Raw genomic sequence first — 21,805 nt, 5'->3', positions numbered from 1 at the left:
AGTGACTAACCCAAATGAATGAAATGGATCAAATAATGAATGAGCATTCGCGTTATTTAGTAAGAATCGCTTATTTATACGTGAAAAACTGGTCAACTGCTGAAGATGTCGTGCAGGAAGTCTTCGTCACGTATTTCCAGAAGAGCGACCAATTTCGCAATGAAGCCTCTCTTAAAACGTATTTGACGAAAATGACGGCGAATCGTGCAAAAGATTATTTGCGCTCCTGGAAGCATAAAAAAGATGTCGTATTTGAAACGATTTTCGTATCAACCAAAAGCTCGGAAGAACAAATCATTGAGCGAGAGCAGCTCGCTTCACTTGAAAAGCACTTATTCCAACTGCCGCTGAAATATCGCGAGCCTCTACTTTTATATTATTATGACGAGCAATCGATTACGGAAATCGCATTATTTCTAGGGCTCAATGAAAACACGGTCAAGACTCGATTACGTAGAGCAAAATTGCAATTGAAGGGATTTTTTGAAGATGAGGAGGTGGACGACTTTGAATGATTTTAAACGAAAACTCGACCAAATGATGGGCGATACAACAGAACAGGAACGTCGAATCAAACAGCGCGTGCACGACGACCTCCAACCTTCACGAAAGAGACAGTTTTCTTGGCAAGCATTGCTCGTCACAGCGGCATTACCCGTTGTCGCCTTGTTGCTTGTGTTCAACTTGATGCCAGACAATCAAATCTCATCTGATCAAGGACCGGGAACACCGTATGATCCACTTGACGATATGGCGTTGATTTCTGCCCTGCAAAAGAAGGACCAACTATCGACCATTGATTACGAGGAATTCTCTTCGTTGCCTGAGGCGAAGGAAGTGGACGGTCTATTATACGTCGATGATGAATCTTTTTCACTGCAATTTAGTACGGACACATATCATCCAGTTCTAGAACGCAAGGCGGATCTATACGATGCTACGGTCTATGAACCGGGTGATATAGTGAAAACCTTTACGAATACGAATAGTCACTTGCCGACGTATACAGGTGTTTATTATGAAATTGTGGCGGTACCTGGAGATCGTGTTGTTTTGCAAGACGGTAAGCTGAACATTAACGGCAACAAGTTATCGTCTGAGCTGATGGATCGCTATAAAGAACAAAACGTCAAGATTGCTGGCGGATACGATCAGTTGTTAAACGCACGGGAATATTTGCTGCTGAACCACTTCCCGGCAAAGGGTACGGTTCAAGGAGCGACCGTCACGCCAGTGCATAAAATTTACGGTAAATTAATTGGCGTCGCAACGGAAGAAAGAACCGAATCAATCTACATCGATTATCTGACTGATCAAATGAAGAGTGATTATACAGCCGAAGAGTACTTCGATTTGTATTTATACGATCAGCTCACCGGTTTGAATAAACTACCTGAGTCATCGGTATTCGCAGAATCGAGCAGGATCGGGGAACTATTCCTCGAGGCTGCTTATCGTAGAGCCATTCCAATCAATGAAGACAGAGTGGAAATACGTTATCAATACGGACGCGAAGGAGTCGTGGAGCAAGCGTTCTCTATGGGAAGAGACGCTAGCTCCGGGCAGTGGATTGTGAAAAACTGATCTGTTAAGGACTTTAAAGGAGGTGATGCCAAATATAGCCTCAAAGAAACCAGGTTGGCACCTGTTCAGCACTAGCCGTCAACCAACCGCTCGCTTATAGAGCCAGCCTGGTTTTCATTATATGTAACATGAGCAAGAACAATGGGATGCACTATCGAAGCAAGAAATAGAAAACATACCAGACCGGCACTTGTTTTGCATAAGCCGTCAACCAACCGCTCGCTATATAGAACCGGTCTGGTGTGTATACATAATCGTTTAAATAGCGTGATATAAGTATTACAGACATACTAGAAATTGAAACTATGTGATGGATCAAGTACTCGTTATAGTTGATGAAAAAGACAAGAACTTCAATTTCAAGAAGTAAGAAAGAAGTGCCCGAACCCTCCCGTTTGCATTGGAAGATGTATGATGAAATACTAAACAGGTATACTCATACAAGGAGATGATACTATGGCACTCAGCAGAAAAGATTACTTACAGAAAATCATTGGATTACATGAACGCTTGATTATAGCGTCAGAAGAATACGAAGGTATTTCTGAAGAATTTATTTCTAAACAAGAACTCGATATTCCAGGGATGCAAGAACAATGGTTAGTTAAAGTAGAAGAGTTCAAGCAGATCCTCGCTGATATGAATGCATTGGAAGTTCCGAACGCATTTGAGACGGAAGGCAATGAACTAAAAGAAGCCTATACAATATTCGTCAACTGTGTAGAAGAAAAGACGAAGAAGTTCAGCGTGGAAGCGATGGAGAACGGTGAACTGGATGCCCTCCAGTCGAAGGAACTGCACGCCGCGGAGGATATGGAAGAATTGATTGAGAGTATGTTTGAGAAGTAAAACTTCCTTCATACGATAACTGAATACAAAACAATCAAACTGCAGACAAACCTCTAAGTAGAGTGGTCTGCAGTTTTTCGTTTGCAAAGAATGCACTTTTTAACCGTACCAGATATGATAAGAGTACTAGTATACGAAATCGGTTCAGAAAGGAGTTCTCATTGATGCAAAGTTTCATCGTTATGCAAGGACGTACATATCACGAAGAACGAGAAGTAGGAATCATTTGGACACCCCGAAAAGATCGTATTGGACAAGAGCAGCATTCGTGGGAGCGCGTAAGGGAAGTGCGTGCAGGGGATCGGATACTGCATTATGTAAAGGGGGATATTGTCGCAATAAGTGTGGCTACATCTGACTATGTGATCGCAGAAAAGCCTTCGAGTATGAGGACGCACCTAGAAGACAAAGAAGAAGGATATCTAGTTCACTTAGAGTATCATGAGTTAGAAGTTCCGTTAAACATTCGTGATCATTTTACTCATATCGAACCTTACCTGCCGATGAAATATTCGCCATTCCAAAAAGATTCAAATGGAAACCAAGGCTATTTATATCCGTGTAATGAAGAATTATTGATTAAGTTAGTGGAACTGATTGGTGAGTTGAATATTTTTGTGGAAGATGACGAACAGTTGGAATTTGCTATTGGGATTGTGAAAAGAACCGAACATAATACGTTCATCCCTATGTTGACTGAAACGGAATCGGAAGCTAAAACGAAAGTGCGGCTAGGCAAACAGAAGTTTAGAAATGAATTGATGGATCAATGGAATGGTACATGTGCGATTTGTGAAATTAAGCTAGCCGATTTGTTGAAAGCTAGTCATTCCAAGCCTTGGAAAGATAGCACTGAAGCGGAAAGATTAAATCGGTATAATGGCTTATTACTATGCTATAATCACGCAGCGTTATATGATGGAGGTTTCATTGCATTCGATGGTCAGGGAAAGATCCATATTTCTTCGCAGATTCCAGAAGAAGATTATGAGAAGTATGCGATACATTCAAAAGTGAAAATTGTACGTATGGAAGAAAATAAATATTATTTTAAATGGCATAAGAAGCATATTCTCAAAAAATAAAATCGTTTATTCAGTATCCCATTTACTTTCTTCACTCTATATAGAGCAAAAAAGGGTTTTTTCGTTTTATATTTTGCTCAAATAGATTGTACGAAGAGAGCAAAACAGTCCATGTAGTAGACTAATTTGCTCCGTTCCATGGGAGAGTTTTGCACCTAGCAATAACCTAAGCATTTAAGAAAACTACAAAGAAAAGAAAAAGTGCGTGTGGACAAAAGATTTCCACACGCACTATCCCTTTTGGATTTATTCTCTATATAGTGTGCAACGAGGGCGATGCTTTTCTTGAAACTTTAGCATACCGTTTGTAATTGCGTTCATTTTATTGCAAATAACGATCGACGTTTAACCCGTCATAGGTCGGCGTTAGTATAAAATTATTGTTGGTAAAATCAAAAGTTTTTCTAGGTAGTTCAACAGTTTTAACCGCATACTTGCCATTAGCAAAAACAAGCAAGAATAGATCATCTCTAAAATCAATATTTTGTATACTGCCTTTGACTGTAATATTCAAACTGTCCTCAATCATTTCTCTCGAAGTATATGGACCGAAGACCATGGCTTGATCCCAGTCGAAATTTGTTAATGTACTCAATGGGATTTTCATCACACCACCGTTGGCTTGTTCTTCAATTCGCTTGGCAAGAATCGAATCTTCAGTCGCCCTATGTAAGAAAGTCGAGGCGAAAACTAGTAGGATCAGCAACACTAGAAAGGACCCTATAACAACTTTCTTTTTCATCCCATCACCTCTTTGATTTTTTATTATAATATATATACGATTAGGATGGATAGGAGTTCCACGAATTGAAGAGATTTGGTAAATGATTATGGTGAAGGAGATGAGTAGTATGAACTTTTTAACACGTAAGGAATTACTTCATCTACAACACGCTGGGCAACCTACACTAGGGGGCAATACAGCCAGAATAGATTAGACTTTCCTGATTTGCATATACACTAAATACAACTTAGATTACCAGGAGGCCATAATATGAGTACAACTAAAATCATGACTGAAATTAAACGATTGATAGAGCAAGATCCGTCACTCGCCATTAGTGAATGGCAGGGGACGTGTCATTATGTAGTTGGTGAAATGATATCGCTTGAAACGAAAGATCTGCACGAAATTGATTTGGGAGGATTTGCGAAGCCTGGAGAAAAGCAAGTGATGCCGATTGAGTTATTGATCGCTGCGGCAACTACGAGTTTTGGTGTTACATTCCATTTAGAAGCACATAATCAAGGTGTCATTGTGGATCGAGCGGAGATTGTCTTCAGTGGAGTATGTGATAAAGCACCATTTTTAGGAATTCAAAGTGGAAATAGCGGAATTACGAAACCAATGATCGTCTTATCGGCACAGTCTGCTACGAATAAAGGACATCTGGCAGAGATTGCAGCTATTGCGATTGAACGTTCTCCGATTCTTTCTAGTTTGAAAGAAGACGTTACGTTGCATATTAAGTGATTGTCTAGAGCCAGGTTATAAATAGGTATAAAAATACGCCATCATTTGTCTTTTTAGACGAATAGATGGCGTGTTTTTTCATTCAAATCAAGCATTTTTCTCAAGTGATGCAGCTGCAACATTGCCGCCTTCTGCTCATATCTTTTAGAGTGGCGTAATTCATCTTTCGTTCCGATGAAGACTTCATGCTATTTGTTTTTACCTCGTTCTAATATGACTACGTTTTATCCTGCTTTTGTTAGTTCTGGATCCGCTATTTTTTTGATATAACTAATAAATAACACTACATTTGGCTCATAGAATAGTTTCAACAAAAATAGCTCATTCACATTGAACAAGGAAATGATGATACAATCATTTCTAGACCGGGGTAAGACAATGAGTAAACTGCAATTATAATTAGATGTCGAATGTGGTATACTTACTTTCTTTATTGGGATAGACCAAAAGTGGGAGGATCTTCATGAAAATTAAAGTAGCTATTCTTTTATGCGCGACCATTTTATTTCTGAGCGCATGTAATAAGAAAATCGAAACAAATATGTCTGAAAAAATACCTGATTTTACATTTACTACACAAGATGAAAAACCTCTTGGGTTGGATGATTTAAAAGGGGACTGGTGGATTGCGTATTTCTCCTATACGAACTGCATTACAGTATGCCCAAGAACAACAGCGAATATGGTCGATGTTCAAGAAAAATTAAAAGAAGAGGGTCTGCAACCTCAAATTGTATCATTCGGTATAGATCCTGATTATGATACACCGGAAGTGCTGAGGAAGTATGCTGCGGACTTTGGAGCAGATCTGAGTACGATGAGTTTTTTGACAGGCTATGATTTTGAAACGATCCAAGACATTTCAAAAAATACTTTCCTTTCTATATTGGAAAAGGGAGCGCTAGATCAACGCGCCCATAGCTATTACTTTTATTTAGTAAACCCTGACGGTGAGATTGTGAAAAGATACGATGGGCTGACAGCGACTGAGAATGAATTGTTAATAGAAGACGTCAAGACGGTACTCGGCGCGTAAGTCGAAAAGATGTAACTAGTTGAAAAAGCCTTTCTAATCCGGAGATTAGAAAGGCTTTTGAGTGTTCGGGGAGGTTACCATTTTGGCACGCCTACATGGTTTTCAACCCATTCATCATTATATGTAATTGTTGGGTTGGCTGTACTCAGCGGAACCACTTTGAAACGTCTATCTTGATCTCGAATGACGCCAGTTGGGAAAAATCGTGGATCTTCGATAGTTACCGTTTTGTCATCGCCAGTTTGTTCTTTTGTCACCGTTAGCTTAGCGATTCCGCCAAAGTTCGTATAGTCGAATGGTTGAGCGGAATAGAAGTTGCCAAGTGAGAAGAATACCTTCGTATTATCCACTTCTCCATAGCGCTGCAAGACGTGTGGGTGATGTCCAAATAGTACATCTGCACCCGCATCTGAAACGAATTGTGCGAGCTCGGCTTGATCTTCAGATGTTTCGAGATGATATTCAGGCCCCCAATGCAACGATACGATTGTAACGTCTACCATGGGTTTCATTTGTTTGATTTCATTTTCCATCCGTTCACGGTCGATGTAGTTGACCAAGTACTCTTTGTCATGCAAGTCTAGCTCCACATTTGTGCCATACGTATAGGCAAGTACTCCAATTTTGATGCCGTTGACTTCGACAATCCGTTGCGTCTTGCGATCTTTAAATGATTCATAGGCGCCAACATACTGAAGCCCATATTCATTTGCATGCTCGATGGACTTTCGTACACCGATTTCTCCTTTATCGAATGTATGGTTGTTCGCGAAGGTAACCATATCGACACCAATGTTTTGCAAAGCCGGAAGTATGTGTTTGGGGCTATTAAATTTTGGATACGTAGACAATCCAAGTTCGGCACCACCTGGCATAGATTCCTGATTCGCTAATAGAAAATCAATACTTGCCGTTTTATCTTTTATTGCTTCGAATGCAAAATCAAAGTTCGGATATGTATAGATGGGATTATGTAAAAGCACATCCCCGATCATTCCAATCGTAGCTGTATTACTAATTGTTTCTTCCACCTTTTGTTCTGCTTTCACTTCCGTTACTTTTTCAGTCGTGTCCTTTTTTTCCGTACTTGTCACTGTACTTTTCTTTTCTGAAGTTAGTCCATACTCTCTACTATTCCAATCATTCCATAAAATAACGCCGCCAATGGTCCAGACAAAGACCAATGAAGCCACAAGCCATTTCCTCGTCAAGTTAATCTCTCCAAATCTATAATCGCTATTTCTCTGTAGTTTTCCAAAGTTAACGATAGCACATTAGTAGATTAGTAAACAATCAAAAAATGGAATTGTAATAAAAACATTATATTTTTTACCATTATGTTAAAGAAACCGCCAGCCTTCGACAAAAAGATCGAGGTCTGGCGGTTTCTTTTTTTTATGAATGTACTTTCACTTGGTTAATTACTTGATCTTGTTGGGTATCGCCAGTCGGTTTTTTTGACCAAATGGTTGCTAGAATCGGGCCAGAGATATTATGCCAGATGGCACCCCAAACACTTGGGAGGGCTGCGAGTGGCCCGAAGTGAGCGGTAGCGAGTGCTACGCCAAGCCCCGAGTTTTGCATCCCGACTTCAAGTGAGATAGCGCGTCTGTCGTTTTCATTTAATCCGAGTCCAAGCGCGATTAGATAGCCGAGTAGTAATCCGATGCCGTTATGCAAGAACACCGCGATAAATACGATGAAACCTGAACTCGCTACATTGCCTGCATTCGCGGAAGTAACCGCAGCGACAATGATAAGGATGGCAACAACTGAAATAATCGGTACGACGGATACACTTTTCGCAACGGCTCCAGGGAAGAATCGTTGAATGAGTAACCCTAGAACGATTGGAATGATAATCACTTGTACGATCGACTTAAACATCGACACCGCATCTACCGGAAGCCATTGACCTGCTAACAATAATAACAATAGCGGTGTGACGAGTGGTGCCAATAATGTGGAAAGGGACGTCATCGCCACAGATAACGCAAGATTTCCTTTTGCTAGATAGACCATAACGTTTGAAGCGGTACCGCCTGGAACAGATCCAAGTAATACAAGACCGGCGGCTAATTCAGGTGGCAACTTCAATAAATAGGCTAAACCGAAAGCAACCAATGGCATAACCACAAATTGTGCGGCAACCCCGATGATCACGGGTAGCGGATTAGTCAAAATGATTTTGAAGTCCACAGCGCGTAACGTCAGTCCCATTCCAAACATGACGACGCCTAGTAAAATCGTAATATAGGCACCTAATCCAAGAAATGGACTGGGGAACATGAATGCAATAATCGCAACAATGATGACCCAAAATGCAAAGAACTTTCCTGCTATAGAACTAATGGCTTCGAGTGCTTTCATGGCTTCGTCACCTCTAAATCAAGGTGGAAGATTTTATTTGGATTGAGTAAATGATCCGGATCGAGAGCTTGTTTGATTTTTTGCATGACTAGAAGTGCAGCGCCATGTTCTTGTTGCTGGTATTTCTGTTTGCCGATTCCTACGCCATGCTCTCCTGTACATGTACCGCCACGCTCGAGTGCATACAGAACAATTTTTTCATTCAACTCATCCGCTTTGGCGATTTCAGCTGGATCGTTGACGTCCATCATCAATAGTACGTGGAAGTTACCGTCACCAACGTGGCCAACAATTCCGGCTGGCATATTCAATGATTCAACGACTTCACGCGCATGATTGACTGCATCTGCTAATTCTGAAATAGGCAAGCAGACGTCTGTCACCATTAGCTTCTTGCCCGGGTTGCCGTGAATGAAAGCATACGCCAAGTTGTGTCGAGCTTCCCATAATCGATGGCGTTCGGCGTTGTCCGTTTCAAATTCAATATTTTCACAGTGATGATCCGCCACAATTTCTTTCGTGAACTCGACGTCTTGTTGAAGTCCTGCTTCATTGCCGTGGAATTCTAGGAAGAGTGTTGGCTGTTCTCTATAATTCGTTTCACTGAAAATATTTACTTGACGCATCGATGGTTCGTCGACCAATTCCACGCGCGCGATCGGAATACCAGCTTGCAGAATAGATACTACAGCTTCTACCGCATCTTTTACAGAAGGGAAGGATGCGCGGGCTGCCGTTGTGAATTCAGGAATACCATAGACGCGCAATGTCAGCTCAGTGAAGCAGCCCAGAGTCCCTTCAGAGCCGACGAATAATCCGTTCAAGTGGAGACCCGACGCAGATTTAGCTGCTTTATTACCAGTATGTATAACAGTTCCGTCAGCCATAACGACTTCAAGATCACGTACTTGATCGCGCATGACGCCGTATTTGACAGAAGTCGTACCGCTAGCATTCGTTGCAGCCATTCCACCAAGTGTCGCGTCTGCTCCTGGATCGACAGAGAAGAATAACCCATGTTTCTTTAGTTCTTTATTTAATTGGGTACGCGTAACGCCTGGTTGTACAGTAACGAGGAAATCTTCTGCGCGCACATCTAGAATCGCGTTCATGTTTGAAAAGTCTATTGTGATCCCACCGTTATCTGGAATGACACTACCTTCTAGACTTGAGCCAAGTCCGAATGGAATGACCGCAACGTTCAGTTCTTTTGAGACGCGCATGATGTTGCTGACGTCTTCAGTACACGAAGGGAACGCCACAATATCCGGAAGTTTCATCGTATGGTAAGACTCATCTTTACCATGAAGCTCGCGCACAGTTTCATTGATCGTCACTTGTTCATCGGTTAATACCTCTTTCAGGGCTTGGACGATATTCTCAGTAGTTGTTGTCATAGTTGTTCTCTCCTTAAATGTTGAATTCATTTTGTTGAAAGTAGTTCCATTGATTAGAATTTTATAACTATTCTAACGAACATTATACTATTATACTTGCTAATCTGAACAATTCAATGGAAGTTTCCTTATTATTCTTTTTATATTCAATGTTTCACAGATGCAAAAACTATATTTGCGCATGTTCGAAGGCCTATCCGACTAGCTGTATTCTTTCATATGAATAAAAGAACGCCAAAATAAGTGACTGTTTTGTTTGTATTTTCATTAACACATACAAATGAATAACAGGCTTTGACGAAGGAGAGTGTGAAATGGAGGTTATTTTGTTTGTGGAAACCACGAAGAGTGGTTCGAGCAGAGAGGCTATAAAGGCCGCGAAAAGGATAGGCTATGTAACGGTCTTGCTAACTGAAAATAGTAAGTATCTCGAGCAAAGGGAAGAGTTCCCCGAAGTTACACATATGATTCATGTTGACAGCCTAACGGAAGTAGTGATTCGTCAACAGATTCATTCACTACAGAAGTCCGGAATGAAGTTGAAAGGAATGTTCAGTTTCGTAGATCCATTTGTTTCGATGACTGCCCATTTAGCGAATGAATTTTGTCATTCGAAAATATCCGCTGATGCCTATCTAAAAATGGAGGACAAAGTATTAACTAGAACGGCATTAGCTACAAACGATGCAACACCTAAGTTTATGATTTATGAAACATCGGCAAATATGGAGCATTTCATCATCGAACAGGAAGTATTTCCCCTCATCATCAAGTCGCCACTTTCCAAAGCATCCAGAGACGTATATCTCGTTGAAAATCAAAAAGAAATGATGCGTGTCATGAAGAATATGTTGAATGTCTACCCTCACCAGCAAATTGTCGTTGAAGAATATTTGGATGGACCTCAATATTTAGTTGAACTTGTAGTGGTTGACGGCGTGCACCACCTAGTTGCAGTGATTAAACAAGACATTCAAAAAGACGTGAAGTTCATCATTACCGGTTATGATTTTCAATTATCACTGGAGAAAAGTTTATACGATAAGCTTTTCAAAACAATAGAATCTATTTGTGAGGATTTAGGTGCGAAAAACGTAGCCTGTCACCTAGAACTACGATATGTCAAAGATACCTGGAAGTTGATTGAATTGAACCCAAGAATTTCGGGTGGTGCTATGAATCGCATGATAGAAGAGGCATATGGAATTAATTTAATGGAAGAGACATTGAAGCTTTTTATTGGGGAAGAAATGAATTTGAAGAGAAGGCACGAAAATTATATTTATACACATTATATTACCGTGAATGCTTACGGTACATTATTGAAAGTGACAGGAAAAAACAATGCAATGATGCATGAAGGTGTGCGTGAAGTTTACGTGAAGCCACGTAAAGGAACGTTCATGACTCCACCCACTTCGATGGGAAATCGATATGGTTACGTCATCGCTTCAGGCGATTCAGCTTCAAAAGCGAAACAAAATGCCTTGCAAGCAGCGAAGAATATCAAGTTCTATATAGAAAAGAATGAGGAGTGAGCGCAGATGATTACAGTAGGAATGTTGCATTCAAATAAACACCCAAGCAAAGTAGATAGAGCTTTCGCCTGGGCAGCTGTTGCTAAAATGGAAGGAATAAATTTTTACTACTTTTCACCACGTGATGTTAATTTCACGACAAACGTAATTTCAGGCTATGTTTATGAACAGGGCGAATGGATTCAAAAAGAATTGTTGTTCCCGGATGTCATTTTCAATTCATACTGGATGAAAACCGATGAAGATACTGCCGTCTACGATAAATTAAGTGAAATGATTCCTTTCACTTCACAACCGGTTGGTAATAAAATGAGTGTCTATAAGAGAATTAGTAAAATGGCAGGATTTGAAAAGTATTTGATCCCTTCTATTCGGGTGGATCAACCGAAAGATGTATTGGAGGCTTTGACGAAATATAAAAAAGTGATTATCAAACCAGTATCCGGCAGTCAAGGGAAGGGGGTTTGGTTTATAGAGCAAGATGGAGAGCAGTTTCAGAAAGTAGTCGATACAGAAAAGACAACTACGAATCGAAAACAACTTATTTCCGAACTTCAAGACTTAATCAGTGAGGAAGACTATTTGGTTCAGCCATATATTTTATGCCGAACAAAAGATGGGAATCCGTATGATTTAAGACTGCATGTTCAAAAGGACAGAGAGGGTAAATGGATAATTCCCATCATTTTCCCTAGGATAGGTACGATGGATCGAGTGACTAGCAACATCTCACGCGGCGGTAGTAAGGGAGAGTTAAAAACATTTTTACAAAGAGAATTTGACGATGAGTGGATGAATATGAAAAAAACTTTAGAGGAATTTGCTGAGCATTTCACGATTGAATTCGAAAGTACTTATGACGTGGAATTCGATGAGCTGGGTATTGATATAGGTATCGATGAAAATAATAAACTATGGATCTTCGAAGTGAATTGGAGACCGGGATGTGTAGATTTCATATTCACTATAGCAAAGAACCATATTCCTTATGCCATGTATGTTGCCAAGAAAAATGCATCATCTTCATAAGGTTTTAAATGATTATCCATTCATGCTTGACCAAACCTAACCAGTTATTCTACTAAGGCATATATATAAGAGATACGTATATATGAAGGGAAGGAAAATGATGAATGAACCTAGTGTAATTTGTCTAGCAATGAAAAAATTACTGGAAGAACAAGAGATGATCGAGAAATTCGGCCCTGGATTACAATTTGTCTGTTCACTACCTGTCTACGATACAATCCCCTTTACACTGCATGACTGTACATTACAAAAACCATTCAGCGCTCACTATCAATGTATAAAGACTCCATATTTCAGATTGGAAAAAATCGATATGGATACATGTTGCGCGACTCTGACCTTACTAGAGCCAGTCGATATGGAAGGAAATCCAGTGGAAGACTGCGAAGAACTTTACTCCCTCAAGAAGACAAAAAGCTGTATCATAGTCAATATCAATTGCTTTTGCACCATTACACCCCTACCTCCTAAACTAGTCAATAAACCACTACCTATTATTGAACCGAAAAAATAACGTAAAAGGTGATACTTTATGCAAGACACGATCAGAAAACAAATTTTTGAACTACAAGAGGCTAGCTATCAGAAGTTTATATCCGCGCTAATACCGAATATCGATAATGTACTCGGAGTGCGCATGCCGGACCTCCGTAAACTCGCAAAGGAGATTGCAAAAGGCGACTGGCGAACATATTTGCAAACTGCGAATGATGAGTACTTTGAAGAAGTGATGTTACAAGGTTTAGTCATTGGATATGCAAAAGCGGATGTAGAGGAGCTTTTGACGTATATAGAGACATTTGTACCCAAAATGGATAACTGGTCTGTTTGCGACAGTTTTTGTACAGGGTTAAAATTCACCAAGCAAAATCAACAACCTGTATGGTCATTCCTTCAACCGTATCTGATTTCAAACAAGGAGTATGAACTTCGCTTCGGTATAGTTATGTTGCTTGATTATTATATTGAACCTAACTATATCGACAGAGTTCTTGATTTACTAGATGATGTACAACATGAGGGATACTATGCGAAAATGGCGGTTGCATGGGCGCTATCTATTTGTTTTGTGAAGTTGCCTGATCAGACGATGAAGTATTTAACAGGGGATCACTCATTGGATTTGTTTACGTATAATAAAGCATTGCAGAAAATCACGGAATCGACACGGGTAGAGGCAGACGTGAAGGAGATCATTCGTGGTATGAAAAGGAAATGACAAAAAACCTGACGAATCGTCAGGTTTTTTGTTGAGATGTTATATCTGTTCAAATTTCATGTCATGTACATCTAAACGAATCGATTTTCTGTAAGTCTAATCCATAATACTCCCAGCGGTAATGGCGTGGATCCCATCGGTAGCCAGCAATTGAAGTTCTGCCCACAAATGTTGGATAGTACCAGAATCCATTATGCCGCGAAGTCCATACATACGTGTAACGGTACAAGCATCCCGCTATTCCACCTGGGTCAACTGCGCGTAAATGGGCATCGGGATAACTCGGTGTTTGGCTTGGCGGAGCAAAAGTCGGTGCACTTTGTTGTGGTTGACCACCTTGCTGTCCATGCTGATGACCTGGTTGCTGTCCAGGATAGTGCTGTTGATGATGTCCTGGTTGACTAGGATACCCTGGATATGAAGGGTGTTGAGGGTAACCGGGATATCCTGGCGGTTGTGTATGCCCGTGATGTTGCCCAGGATATCCTGGCTGCTGTCCTGGATAACCAGGTGGCCATTGAGGATTCTGTTGATTGGGTGGCGGATAACCAGGTGTATTTCCACCTTGCCACCCGTGTTGTTGATATTGACCATGTTGCGGTTGATGCTGTTGATGCGTCTCTTGCTGTCGCCCTGGATAACCATCAGGCAACTTCGGATACCACATACCTTCATTCTGCTGACTCAAACTATCACTCCTTCATTTCTACTTGTTTCAGACACAACGAAACTGATCGATACGTTGTAAGTCAATACCGATATACTCCCAGCGGAATCTTCGCGCATTCCATTGAAAACCTGCCACGGATTGTCTGCCGACGAATGTTGGGTAGAACCAGAATCCATTGCGTCGAGATGTCCATACATACGTAAAGCGATACAAGCAACCTGCAATGGCACCTGGGTCTACCGCAAATGTTTGGAATTCCGGGTAGCTTGGTACTTGATTCGGTGGCGGAGTAGTAGGAGCGGCTGCCTGCCCACCTTGATTGCCTCCTGGTCTACCGGGTTGCTGTCCAGGGAAATTGGGTTGCTGCGGAAAACCAGATGATCCCGGGAATCCTGGCATACCTGGGAACCACTGCATACCTGGAAAACCTTGTGATCCTGAAAACCAAGGTTGCCAAGGGGAAAATGATTGCGCCGTAGAGAAGCTTTGTGGACCAGCACCTTGCCAATATGGATCTGTGTATTGTGGATACCACATAAATTCATCTTGTGGATTCAACTCATTACGCCTCCTTTTTCTATTCGTTGTATCATATGCAACTTGATAATCATTTGACCTTATTCTCTCTTCGTTCGACAGCTGTGCTAAACTATAGGTGAAGGAAGTGGACTATAATGAATGAAAATAAACCGCATATTTTAGTAGTAGACGGAATGGCGCTCTTGTTCCGTTCGTTTTTTGCGACGGCATATAGTGGTCAGTTTTTCCGCAATGCAAAGGATGTACCGACGAATGGGGTACAAGGATTTGCACGTCACACGATGAGCGCCATCTCGATTTTCCAACCGACACATTTGGCAGTGTGCTGGGATATGGGATCGAAAACATTTCGTAATGAATTATTCGCAGACTATAAAGCGCATCGCCCAGCACCTGCACCCGAATTAATTCCACAGTTTGATATGGCACGTGAAGTATCAGAAACGCTAGGATGGAAGAGTTATGGAATTAAGAACATGGAAGCGGATGATCTAATTGGTTCGCTAGTTGAAACGTGGAAAGACGAAGCCAAATTGACTGTAGTATCGGGGGATAAAGATTTACTCCAGCTGTTGAAGCCGGATGTGTCGATTGCGCTAACGAAAAAAGGCTTCACGCAGTATGATGAATACACGGAAGCTCGTTTTATAGAAGAGTATGGCATTACGCCGAAGCAATTCATTGATATGAAAGCATTTACTGGAGATTCGAGCGACGGATATCCGGGAGTGAAGGGGATTGGACCGAAAACGGCATTGAAGCTCATACAGGAGTATGGTTCGGTCGATGGCGTGCTCGCAGCGAGAGAAAACTTAACGGCAGGCTTGCAAAAGAAGCTAAACGCAGAAGAAGAGATGTTGATGATTTCAAGAGATCTCGCAACGATTCATTGTGAAATCAAGCTGGATGATCCGCTAGAAGAATTGATCATTCCCGAGTTCACGTTAGAAACCGCCAAAGTAATGGAAGAACAGGGCTATTCTATGATTGCAAAACAAGGCCTACCGATTTCACCGTTTTAACGGTTCGATCTTAACAAACGTCAAAATCTTTTTATTCGGCTCATAAGGAATGGAGCGTACACGGCTCGCGCAATTTCTGCCACCGTGATCATGAACGAGTACATGCAGTTGATTGTCTACATATTCATAGCCAACCATCACGACCCAGTGGTAATTGAATGAAAAACGACTACGCCATTTGAATTTGAACCATTTATCAAATTTCAACGCAACAGGACGGTCTTCATCGATCTGTTCAATTGCCTGCTGTACAGTACAAACTTTCACATTCCATTGCGAGCCGAGCATTTGGTCCAGCCTGCCAACAAACCGCCAAGTAGGCAAACCAATCTTCGTACTACCTAATGTTCGATACAGCTCATTAATAGAAGGAGTTTGTTCGGTAGGAAAGAAATGGCGCAACAATACATACGCTGTAACAGGCCCGCAAGCCGATGGACGGTAGCGTGGTTCAATGTCGTAATCGTATTGTGATTTGCCTTTCACTTCTATGTATTTTGACATGCTGAACGCCTCCTTTTTGGATAGGGTGTGGGTTGAAAAGGGATGACACGCATACTTGCCGCTTAAGCGCTCAATGAAACCCGTTATCCGCTCAATGTAGCTCGCTGAGTGCTCTATCAGGTCAGTCATACGCTCAATAAAGTGTGCTAAGCGCTCTATGCAGCGGGGCAAACGCTCATACAAGCTACACAACCGCTCTAACCACCTCAATAAAACAAATGCTGAGAACCTAGTGGCTCTCAGCATTTTCAATACCATCTTTAGATCTTTACTTCATCTAAGAACGCCATAACTTGTTCAGGTGACTTTGCAAACGCACTATGCAAGTGTGCATGCTTCTCGCCATCTTTGAAGACTAACAAGCTTGGAATTCCCATGACTTCATACTTTTCGGCAATTTCAGGAATAACGTCGCGATCCGCTTCATACCATGTGTATGTATCGTATTTTTCAACGATTGGATCGATGAACATATCCATACGTTTACAGTCAGGGCACCAGCCTGCTTCGAACTTCACTAGTACTGGTTGGTCACTCGCAATGATTTCTTCAAACTCACTTGCTGTTTTAATTTCTTTCATTTTTATCGCCTCCATTCAATGAATAGTGTACAATGATTCTAAGGCATTGGGAATTAAAGTGCTTATTTTAAAAAGTCAGATTAAATATGAAATAAATATTGCGAAATAGTTTCAAATGATTTATACTAGCAATTATAGGCAATGCGTATTTTTTTTACGCTATAAATGAATGAGTGTTCATTCAAAGAACATAAGGGGAGGATTGCACGTGACTTATCAAATTAGAAAAGCGGCAGTTTTAGGATCTGGAGTTATGGGTTCTGGCATTGCAGCACACTTAGCGAATATTGGCATTCCCGTACTTTTATTAGATATCGTACCACCGAAATTAGGTGCAGATGACGAGGCAAAAGGATTAACGTATGACGATCCAAAGTTCCGTAATAAGTTTGCGGCTACAGCATTGGAGAAATTACAAAAACAAAAGCCGGCACCTCTGACAACGAAGAAAAGCTTGGCATTACTTACACCAGGAAACTTCGAGGATCATTTGGATCAATTGAAAGACGTAGATTGGATCATTGAAGTCGTCGTTGAAAACCTTGAAATTAAAAAGAGTTTATATGAAAAGATTGAACATGTGCGAAAGCCGGGCACCATCATTTCATCCAATACATCGGGTATTAGTATTGAAGCGATGACAGAAGGGCGTTCGGAAGATTTCCAGAAACACTTCCTTGGCACACACTTCTTCAATCCTCCAAGATACTTGAAATTGCTTGAGATTATTCCTACAAAAACCACATCACCTGAAGTTGTAGAGTTCATGACAGTGTTCGGTGAGGATCGTTTAGGTAAGGGAGTCGTTATTGCGAAAGATACACCAAACTTTATCGCCAACCGAATTGGTACGTATGGTCTACAAGTGACATTGCATGAAATGCTAGAACGCGGTTATACAATCGGAGAAATCGATTCGATTACAGGTACATTGATCGGCCGTCCGAAATCCGCAACATTCCGTACATTGGATGTAGTGGGACTAGACACGTATATGCACGTTGCGAAAAACGTCTATGATCAAACGACAGGTGAAGAGCAAAAAATCTTCGAACTGCCAGACGTCGTTACGAAAATGATTGATAATGGCTGGATCGGTGCGAAGGCGAAACAAGGCTTCTACGTTAAAGAAGGCCGAGATATTCTTGAACTCGATATGAAGACGTTGGAATATATTCCTACACAGAAAATGAAAGCGCCTTCAATCGAAATGGCAAAACAGCAAAAAGGACTAGCTAACAAAGTGAAAACATTGCTGTATGCAAAAGATCGTGCAGGCGAAATTTTGTGGAATACATTAACACCGACGATGCTATATGCCGCACAACTTCATGGAGAAATTGCAGACGATATCGTTTCGATCGACAACGCAATGAAATGGGGCTTCGGCTGGACGCAAGGACCGTTTGAAATTTGGGATGCAATCGGTGTGAAAAAGTCTGTTGATATGCTAAAAGAAGAAGGCAAGGAAATCCCTGAATTCGTTCAGTCATTGCTCGATAAAGGCTATGAAACTTTCTATAAAGAAGAGGATGGCGACACGTACTACTTCGACGGCTCGGACTATCAGGCTGTGCAAGTAAATGAGAAAGCTATCAACTTGAAGCAGTATAAGAAGAAGCACGGTGTGATCAAGAAGAACTCTGGAGCAAGCTTGATCGATCTTGGCGATGGCGTAGCTTTACTAGAATTCCATTCACAATCAAATGCTATCGGTCTAGACATCATTCAGATGATCAACTTCGCGGTAGATGAAGTGGAGAAGAACTTCAAAGGGCTTGTGATCGGGAATCAAGGGAAAAACTTCTGTGTCGGCGCAAACTTAGGCATGATTTTAATGGAAGCACAAGATGATAATATCTTTGAACTCGACTTTGTCATCCGTTCATTCCAGAACGCGATGTTGAAGATCAAATATAGTGGCAAGCCAGTTGTTGCGGCACCATTCCAGATGACGCTAGGTGGCGGGGCAGAAGTTTGTCTTCCAGCTGCACATATTCAGGCATCTATGGAAACGTATATGGGACTTGTTGAAGTAGGGGTAGGCTTGATTCCTGGAGGTGGCGGAAACGTCAACTTGTATCAGAAGCATCTGAAAGGTTTACCGAACGGTGTACCTACTGATTATCAACATATTGCGAATAAAGTATTCGAGTCGATCGCGATGGCGAAAGTTTCAACATCGGCTGACGAAGCAAGAGAGAATAACTTCCTCGACTTTGCAGATGGCATAAGTGTCAATCCGGATCACCAGATTTATGATGCGAAGCAAGCGGCACTAGCTTTATTTGAAGCAGGCTACGTTGCACCAAAGCGAGCGAAAGTTCCCGTAACAGGCGATTCGGGCTATGCGACATTATTGCTAGCAGCTGAAGGTATGTACGGTTCTGGATTCATTAGCGAACATGATTTGAAGATTGCGAAGAAACTCGCGTACGTGCTAGCAGGCGGAAAAATTCCGTACGGTACACGTGTTGATGAGCAGTACTTACTAGATTTAGAACGCGAAGCATTTTTAAGTTTAGTAGCAGAACCGAAATCACAGCAGCGTATGCAGCATATGCTGGTCAAGGGTAAGCCGTTACGTAACTGATGAGAGATAGTTAAAGGAGGAAACAGAATGCGCGAAGCAGTAATTGTAGCCGGTGCTCGAACACCGATTGGAAAAGCAGGAAGAGGTTCTTTGGCAACTGTCCGTCCGGATGATCTTGGGGCGTTGACTATAAAGGAAACATTGAAGCGTGCAGGGAATTATGATGGACCGATTGATGATTTAATTATCGGTTGTGCCATGCCCGAAGCGGAACAAGGAATGAACGTAGCGCGTAATATTGGCGCATTGGCCGGGTTACCGGATACGACACCAGCCGTAACGGTCAACCGATTTTGTTCATCTGGCTTACAGTCGATCGCTTATGCGGCAGAGCGGATCATGCTCGGCCATTCGGAAGCTGTCTTAGCAGGTGGCGTTGAATCGATGAGTATGGTTCCGATGATGGGAAACACGATTCGTCCAAACTTTAAATTAGCAGAAGAAGCGCCTGAATATTATATGGGAATGGGACATACAGCGGAGCAAGTGGCGCAAAAGTATGGTATCTCACGTGAAGATCAGGACGCGTTCGCAGTTGAATCACATAAACGTACGGAAGCGGCAATCAAAGAAGATAAATTTGTCGATGAGATTGTACCCGTTGAAGTAACGAAGCGTTTTGTTGATGCAGACGGCAAGTATCAGGAAAAAACGGTTTTATTCGAAATGGATGAAGGTGTGCGTCCTGGCACAACGACAGAAGTACTGGGGAAATTACGTCCGGCTTTCGCAGCGAAAGGTTCCGTAACAGCTGGTAACGCGTCACAAACATCTGACGGTGCAGGAATGGTCTTATTAATGGATCGAGAAGTTGCTGAACAGCGCGGCTTGAAGCCAATGGCAAAATTCCTTTCATTCGCAGTAGGCGGCGTTCCACCAGAAGTAATGGGGATTGGACCGATTGTAGCTGTGCCAAAAGCTTTGAAGCTTGCAGGTTTATCTATTGAAGACATCGATCTTTTCGAGCTCAATGAAGCATTTGCCTCTCAATCGCTCGCAGTTATTCGCGAACTAGGACTCGATACAGATAAAGTGAACGTCAATGGTGGCGCGATTTCATCAGGTCATCCACTAGGCGCAACAGGAACTATTTTGACGTTGAAATTAATTAATGAATTGAAACGCCAAGGCAAAAAGTACGGTGTCGTCACGATGTGTATCGGTGGCGGAATGGGAGCAGCTGGAGTGTTCGAAGTTCTATAAAAATTAAACAGACAAACAATAGGGGGAAATTATATGACTAAAGCTATGGAGGGAACTACTATGACTGAATTCGTAAAAGGTGGAGCATTTTTAACTGAGGATATGGACGCAAGTCGCGTATTTACACCAGAAGACTTCACAGATGAGCAAAAGATGATTGCCAAAACAACGGAGGAGTACGTAAAAAACGACGTAACACCGTTGATTGAAAAGCTAGAAAACCATGAATTTGAAAACTCTGTCACATTGCTAAAGAAAGCTGGAGATCTAGGTCTTCTAGCAGCAGATATTCCAGAGGAGTATGAAGGTCTAGGACTAGATAAGATTTCATCTGCATTGATTGCGGAGAAACTTTCGGTAGCTGGCGGATTCTCGATCACTCATGGAGCGCACGTGGGAATCGGTACACTACCCATCGTTCTATTCGGTAACCATGAGCAAAAAATGAAATACTTGCCGAACTCCGCAAGTGGTTCAAAAATCTCCGCTTATGCATTGACAGAGCCAAGCTCAGGATCAGACGCATTAGGCGCGAAGACGACTGCTAAATTAAACGCTGCAGGTACACACTATGTACTGAACGGTGAAAAACAGTGGATCACAAACTCTGCATTTGCTGATGTATTCGTAGTTTACGCAAAAGTAGATGGCGACAAGTTCACAGCGTTTATCGTGGAAAAAGAATATCCAGGCGTTTCAGTAGGCCCGGAAGAGAAGAAAATGGGTATCAAATCATCTTCAACACGTACATTGATCCTCGAAGATGCAGAAGTACCTGTAGAAAACTTATTAGGTGAAATTGGCCGCGGACACATTATCGCGTTCAACATTCTAAACATCGGTCGGTACAAACTTGGAGTAGGTACAATCGGCGGATCGAAGCGTGCACTTGAATTGGCTATCAAATATGCGAATCAGCGCAAGCAGTTCGACACACCGATTTCTTCATTCAACTTAACGAAAGAAAAATTTGGTACGATGGCTTCTATGTTGTATGCAACAGAAAGCTTGATCTATCGTACAGTTGGATACTTCGAAGAGCGTAACGCGGCGATGAGCCCTGAAGAGCAAAAAGACGGCGCAAAAGTAGCAGCTTCCATTGCTGAATACG

The 21,805-nt window shown here is 41.8% G+C and carries 22 protein-coding genes; 14 read left to right on the top strand and 8 right to left on the bottom strand.

Annotated elements, in window-relative coordinates; translation table 11 throughout:
• Positions 1-14: 14 nt before the first annotated feature.
• The 4 genes from Q7P97_RS10635 to Q7P97_RS10620 all read left to right on the top strand — a co-directional run bounded on the left by Q7P97_RS10635 (position 15) and on the right by Q7P97_RS10620 (position 3,518).
• Positions 15-515: a sigma-70 family RNA polymerase sigma factor gene (locus Q7P97_RS10635; RefSeq protein ID WP_303969172.1), complete on the top strand. Its 501-nt coding sequence runs from the start codon at positions 15-17 to the stop codon at positions 513-515.
• Positions 508-1,584 carry a S26 family signal peptidase gene (locus tag Q7P97_RS10630; protein WP_303969171.1) on the top strand — a complete coding sequence of 359 codons (1,077 nt, stop codon included), beginning with the start codon at positions 508-510 and terminating at the stop codon, positions 1,582-1,584. The genes Q7P97_RS10635 and Q7P97_RS10630 overlap by 8 nt, the downstream gene beginning before the upstream one ends.
• A gap of 456 nt (positions 1,585-2,040) precedes the next feature.
• Positions 2,041-2,433 carry a hypothetical protein gene (locus Q7P97_RS10625; RefSeq protein WP_303969170.1) on the top strand — a complete coding sequence of 131 codons (393 nt, stop codon included), beginning with the start codon at positions 2,041-2,043 and terminating at the stop codon, positions 2,431-2,433.
• Positions 2,434-2,597: 164 nt separating this feature from the next.
• Positions 2,598-3,518 (top strand): HNH endonuclease, encoded by a 921-nt coding sequence (locus Q7P97_RS10620; protein WP_303969169.1) that lies wholly within the window; start codon positions 2,598-2,600, stop codon positions 3,516-3,518.
• 322 nt (positions 3,519-3,840) lie between these two features.
• On the opposite strand, the gene Q7P97_RS10615 is transcribed toward Q7P97_RS10620, so the two are convergent.
• Entirely contained in the window at positions 3,841-4,260 is a 420-nt protein-coding gene (locus Q7P97_RS10615; RefSeq protein ID WP_303969168.1) for a hypothetical protein, read from the bottom strand.
• Between the two features lie 252 nt (positions 4,261-4,512).
• On the opposite strand from Q7P97_RS10615, the gene Q7P97_RS10610 reads away from it, so the two are divergent.
• Both Q7P97_RS10610 and Q7P97_RS10605 read left to right on the top strand, forming a co-directional pair.
• Complete coding sequence (locus Q7P97_RS10610; RefSeq protein WP_303969167.1) at positions 4,513-4,992, top strand: OsmC family protein; 480 nt, start codon at positions 4,513-4,515, stop codon at positions 4,990-4,992.
• Positions 4,993-5,455: 463 nt separating this feature from the next.
• Entirely contained in the window at positions 5,456-6,028 is a 573-nt protein-coding gene (locus tag Q7P97_RS10605; RefSeq protein ID WP_303969166.1) for an SCO family protein, read from the top strand.
• 74 nt (positions 6,029-6,102) lie between these two features.
• Here Q7P97_RS10605 and Q7P97_RS10600 read toward each other — a convergent pair whose 3' ends face one another.
• From Q7P97_RS10600 to Q7P97_RS10590, 3 genes are all read right to left on the bottom strand, one after another.
• Positions 6,103-7,239, bottom strand: coding sequence for a CapA family protein (locus Q7P97_RS10600; RefSeq protein WP_303969165.1), 1,137 nt, complete (start codon positions 7,237-7,239; stop codon positions 6,103-6,105).
• Positions 7,240-7,423: 184 nt separating this feature from the next.
• Positions 7,424-8,398, bottom strand: coding sequence for a bile acid:sodium symporter family protein (locus tag Q7P97_RS10595; RefSeq protein ID WP_303969164.1), 975 nt, complete (start codon positions 8,396-8,398; stop codon positions 7,424-7,426).
• The gene (locus tag Q7P97_RS10590) at positions 8,395-9,795 is read right to left on the bottom strand and encodes an FAD-binding oxidoreductase (protein ID WP_303969163.1); all 1,401 of its coding nucleotides are present in this window, start codon (positions 9,793-9,795) and stop codon (positions 8,395-8,397) included. The genes Q7P97_RS10595 and Q7P97_RS10590 overlap by 4 nt, the downstream gene beginning before the upstream one ends.
• A 314-nt stretch (positions 9,796-10,109) precedes the next feature.
• Here Q7P97_RS10590 and Q7P97_RS10585 point away from each other — a divergent pair, with 314 nt between their 5' ends.
• From Q7P97_RS10585 to Q7P97_RS10570, 4 genes are all read left to right on the top strand, one after another.
• Positions 10,110-11,333 carry an ATP-grasp domain-containing protein gene (locus Q7P97_RS10585; protein ID WP_303969162.1) on the top strand — a complete coding sequence of 408 codons (1,224 nt, stop codon included), beginning with the start codon at positions 10,110-10,112 and terminating at the stop codon, positions 11,331-11,333.
• A gap of 6 nt (positions 11,334-11,339) precedes the next feature.
• Positions 11,340-12,362: a YheC/YheD family endospore coat-associated protein gene (locus tag Q7P97_RS10580; protein ID WP_303969161.1), complete on the top strand. Its 1,023-nt coding sequence runs from the start codon at positions 11,340-11,342 to the stop codon at positions 12,360-12,362.
• A gap of 97 nt (positions 12,363-12,459) precedes the next feature.
• Positions 12,460-12,876, top strand: a complete 417-nt coding sequence (locus Q7P97_RS10575; protein WP_303969160.1) for a CotY/CotZ family spore coat protein — start codon at positions 12,460-12,462, stop codon at positions 12,874-12,876.
• Positions 12,877-12,894: 18 nt separating this feature from the next.
• Positions 12,895-13,581, top strand: coding sequence for a DNA alkylation repair protein (locus tag Q7P97_RS10570; RefSeq protein WP_303969159.1), 687 nt, complete (start codon positions 12,895-12,897; stop codon positions 13,579-13,581).
• A gap of 61 nt (positions 13,582-13,642) precedes the next feature.
• Here Q7P97_RS10570 and Q7P97_RS10565 read toward each other — a convergent pair whose 3' ends face one another.
• Positions 13,643-14,269, bottom strand: coding sequence for a hypothetical protein (locus tag Q7P97_RS10565; RefSeq protein ID WP_303969158.1), 627 nt, complete (start codon positions 14,267-14,269; stop codon positions 13,643-13,645).
• A gap of 27 nt (positions 14,270-14,296) precedes the next feature.
• Positions 14,297-14,809, bottom strand: a complete 513-nt coding sequence (locus Q7P97_RS10560) for a hypothetical protein (protein ID WP_303969157.1) — start codon at positions 14,807-14,809, stop codon at positions 14,297-14,299.
• 116 nt (positions 14,810-14,925) lie between these two features.
• Here Q7P97_RS10560 and Q7P97_RS10555 point away from each other — a divergent pair, with 116 nt between their 5' ends.
• Entirely contained in the window at positions 14,926-15,813 is an 888-nt protein-coding gene (locus Q7P97_RS10555) for a 5'-3' exonuclease (protein ID WP_303969156.1), read from the top strand.
• Here Q7P97_RS10555 and Q7P97_RS10550 read toward each other — a convergent pair.
• Both Q7P97_RS10550 and Q7P97_RS10545 read right to left on the bottom strand, forming a co-directional pair.
• A complete protein-coding gene (locus tag Q7P97_RS10550; protein WP_303969155.1) occupies positions 15,802-16,317 on the bottom strand; it encodes a C39 family peptidase in 516 nt (171 codons plus the stop codon). The genes Q7P97_RS10555 and Q7P97_RS10550 overlap by 12 nt on opposite strands.
• Before the next feature lie 260 nt (positions 16,318-16,577).
• Positions 16,578-16,898, bottom strand: a complete 321-nt coding sequence (locus Q7P97_RS10545; RefSeq protein ID WP_303969154.1) for a thioredoxin family protein — start codon at positions 16,896-16,898, stop codon at positions 16,578-16,580.
• A gap of 208 nt (positions 16,899-17,106) precedes the next feature.
• On the opposite strand from Q7P97_RS10545, the gene Q7P97_RS10540 reads away from it, so the two are divergent.
• The 3 genes from Q7P97_RS10540 to Q7P97_RS10530 form a co-directional block, all read left to right on the top strand.
• Complete coding sequence (locus Q7P97_RS10540; RefSeq protein ID WP_303969153.1) at positions 17,107-19,491, top strand: 3-hydroxyacyl-CoA dehydrogenase/enoyl-CoA hydratase family protein; 2,385 nt, start codon at positions 17,107-17,109, stop codon at positions 19,489-19,491.
• 27 nt (positions 19,492-19,518) lie between these two features.
• Positions 19,519-20,694, top strand: coding sequence for an acetyl-CoA C-acetyltransferase (locus Q7P97_RS10535; protein WP_303969152.1), 1,176 nt, complete (start codon positions 19,519-19,521; stop codon positions 20,692-20,694).
• A 33-nt stretch (positions 20,695-20,727) separates the two neighbouring features.
• A partial coding sequence (locus Q7P97_RS10530; RefSeq protein WP_483315742.1) for an acyl-CoA dehydrogenase FadE occupies positions 20,728-21,805 on the top strand: 1,078 nt, incomplete at its 3' end.

Source organism: Sporosarcina ureae, assembly GCF_029267015.1.
GTDB classification, from domain to species: domain Bacteria; phylum Bacillota; class Bacilli; order Bacillales_A; family Planococcaceae; genus Sporosarcina; species Sporosarcina ureae_D.
The sequence above is the reverse complement of the archived record's forward strand: the minus strand, read 5'-3'. Positions and strand labels throughout refer to the sequence as shown.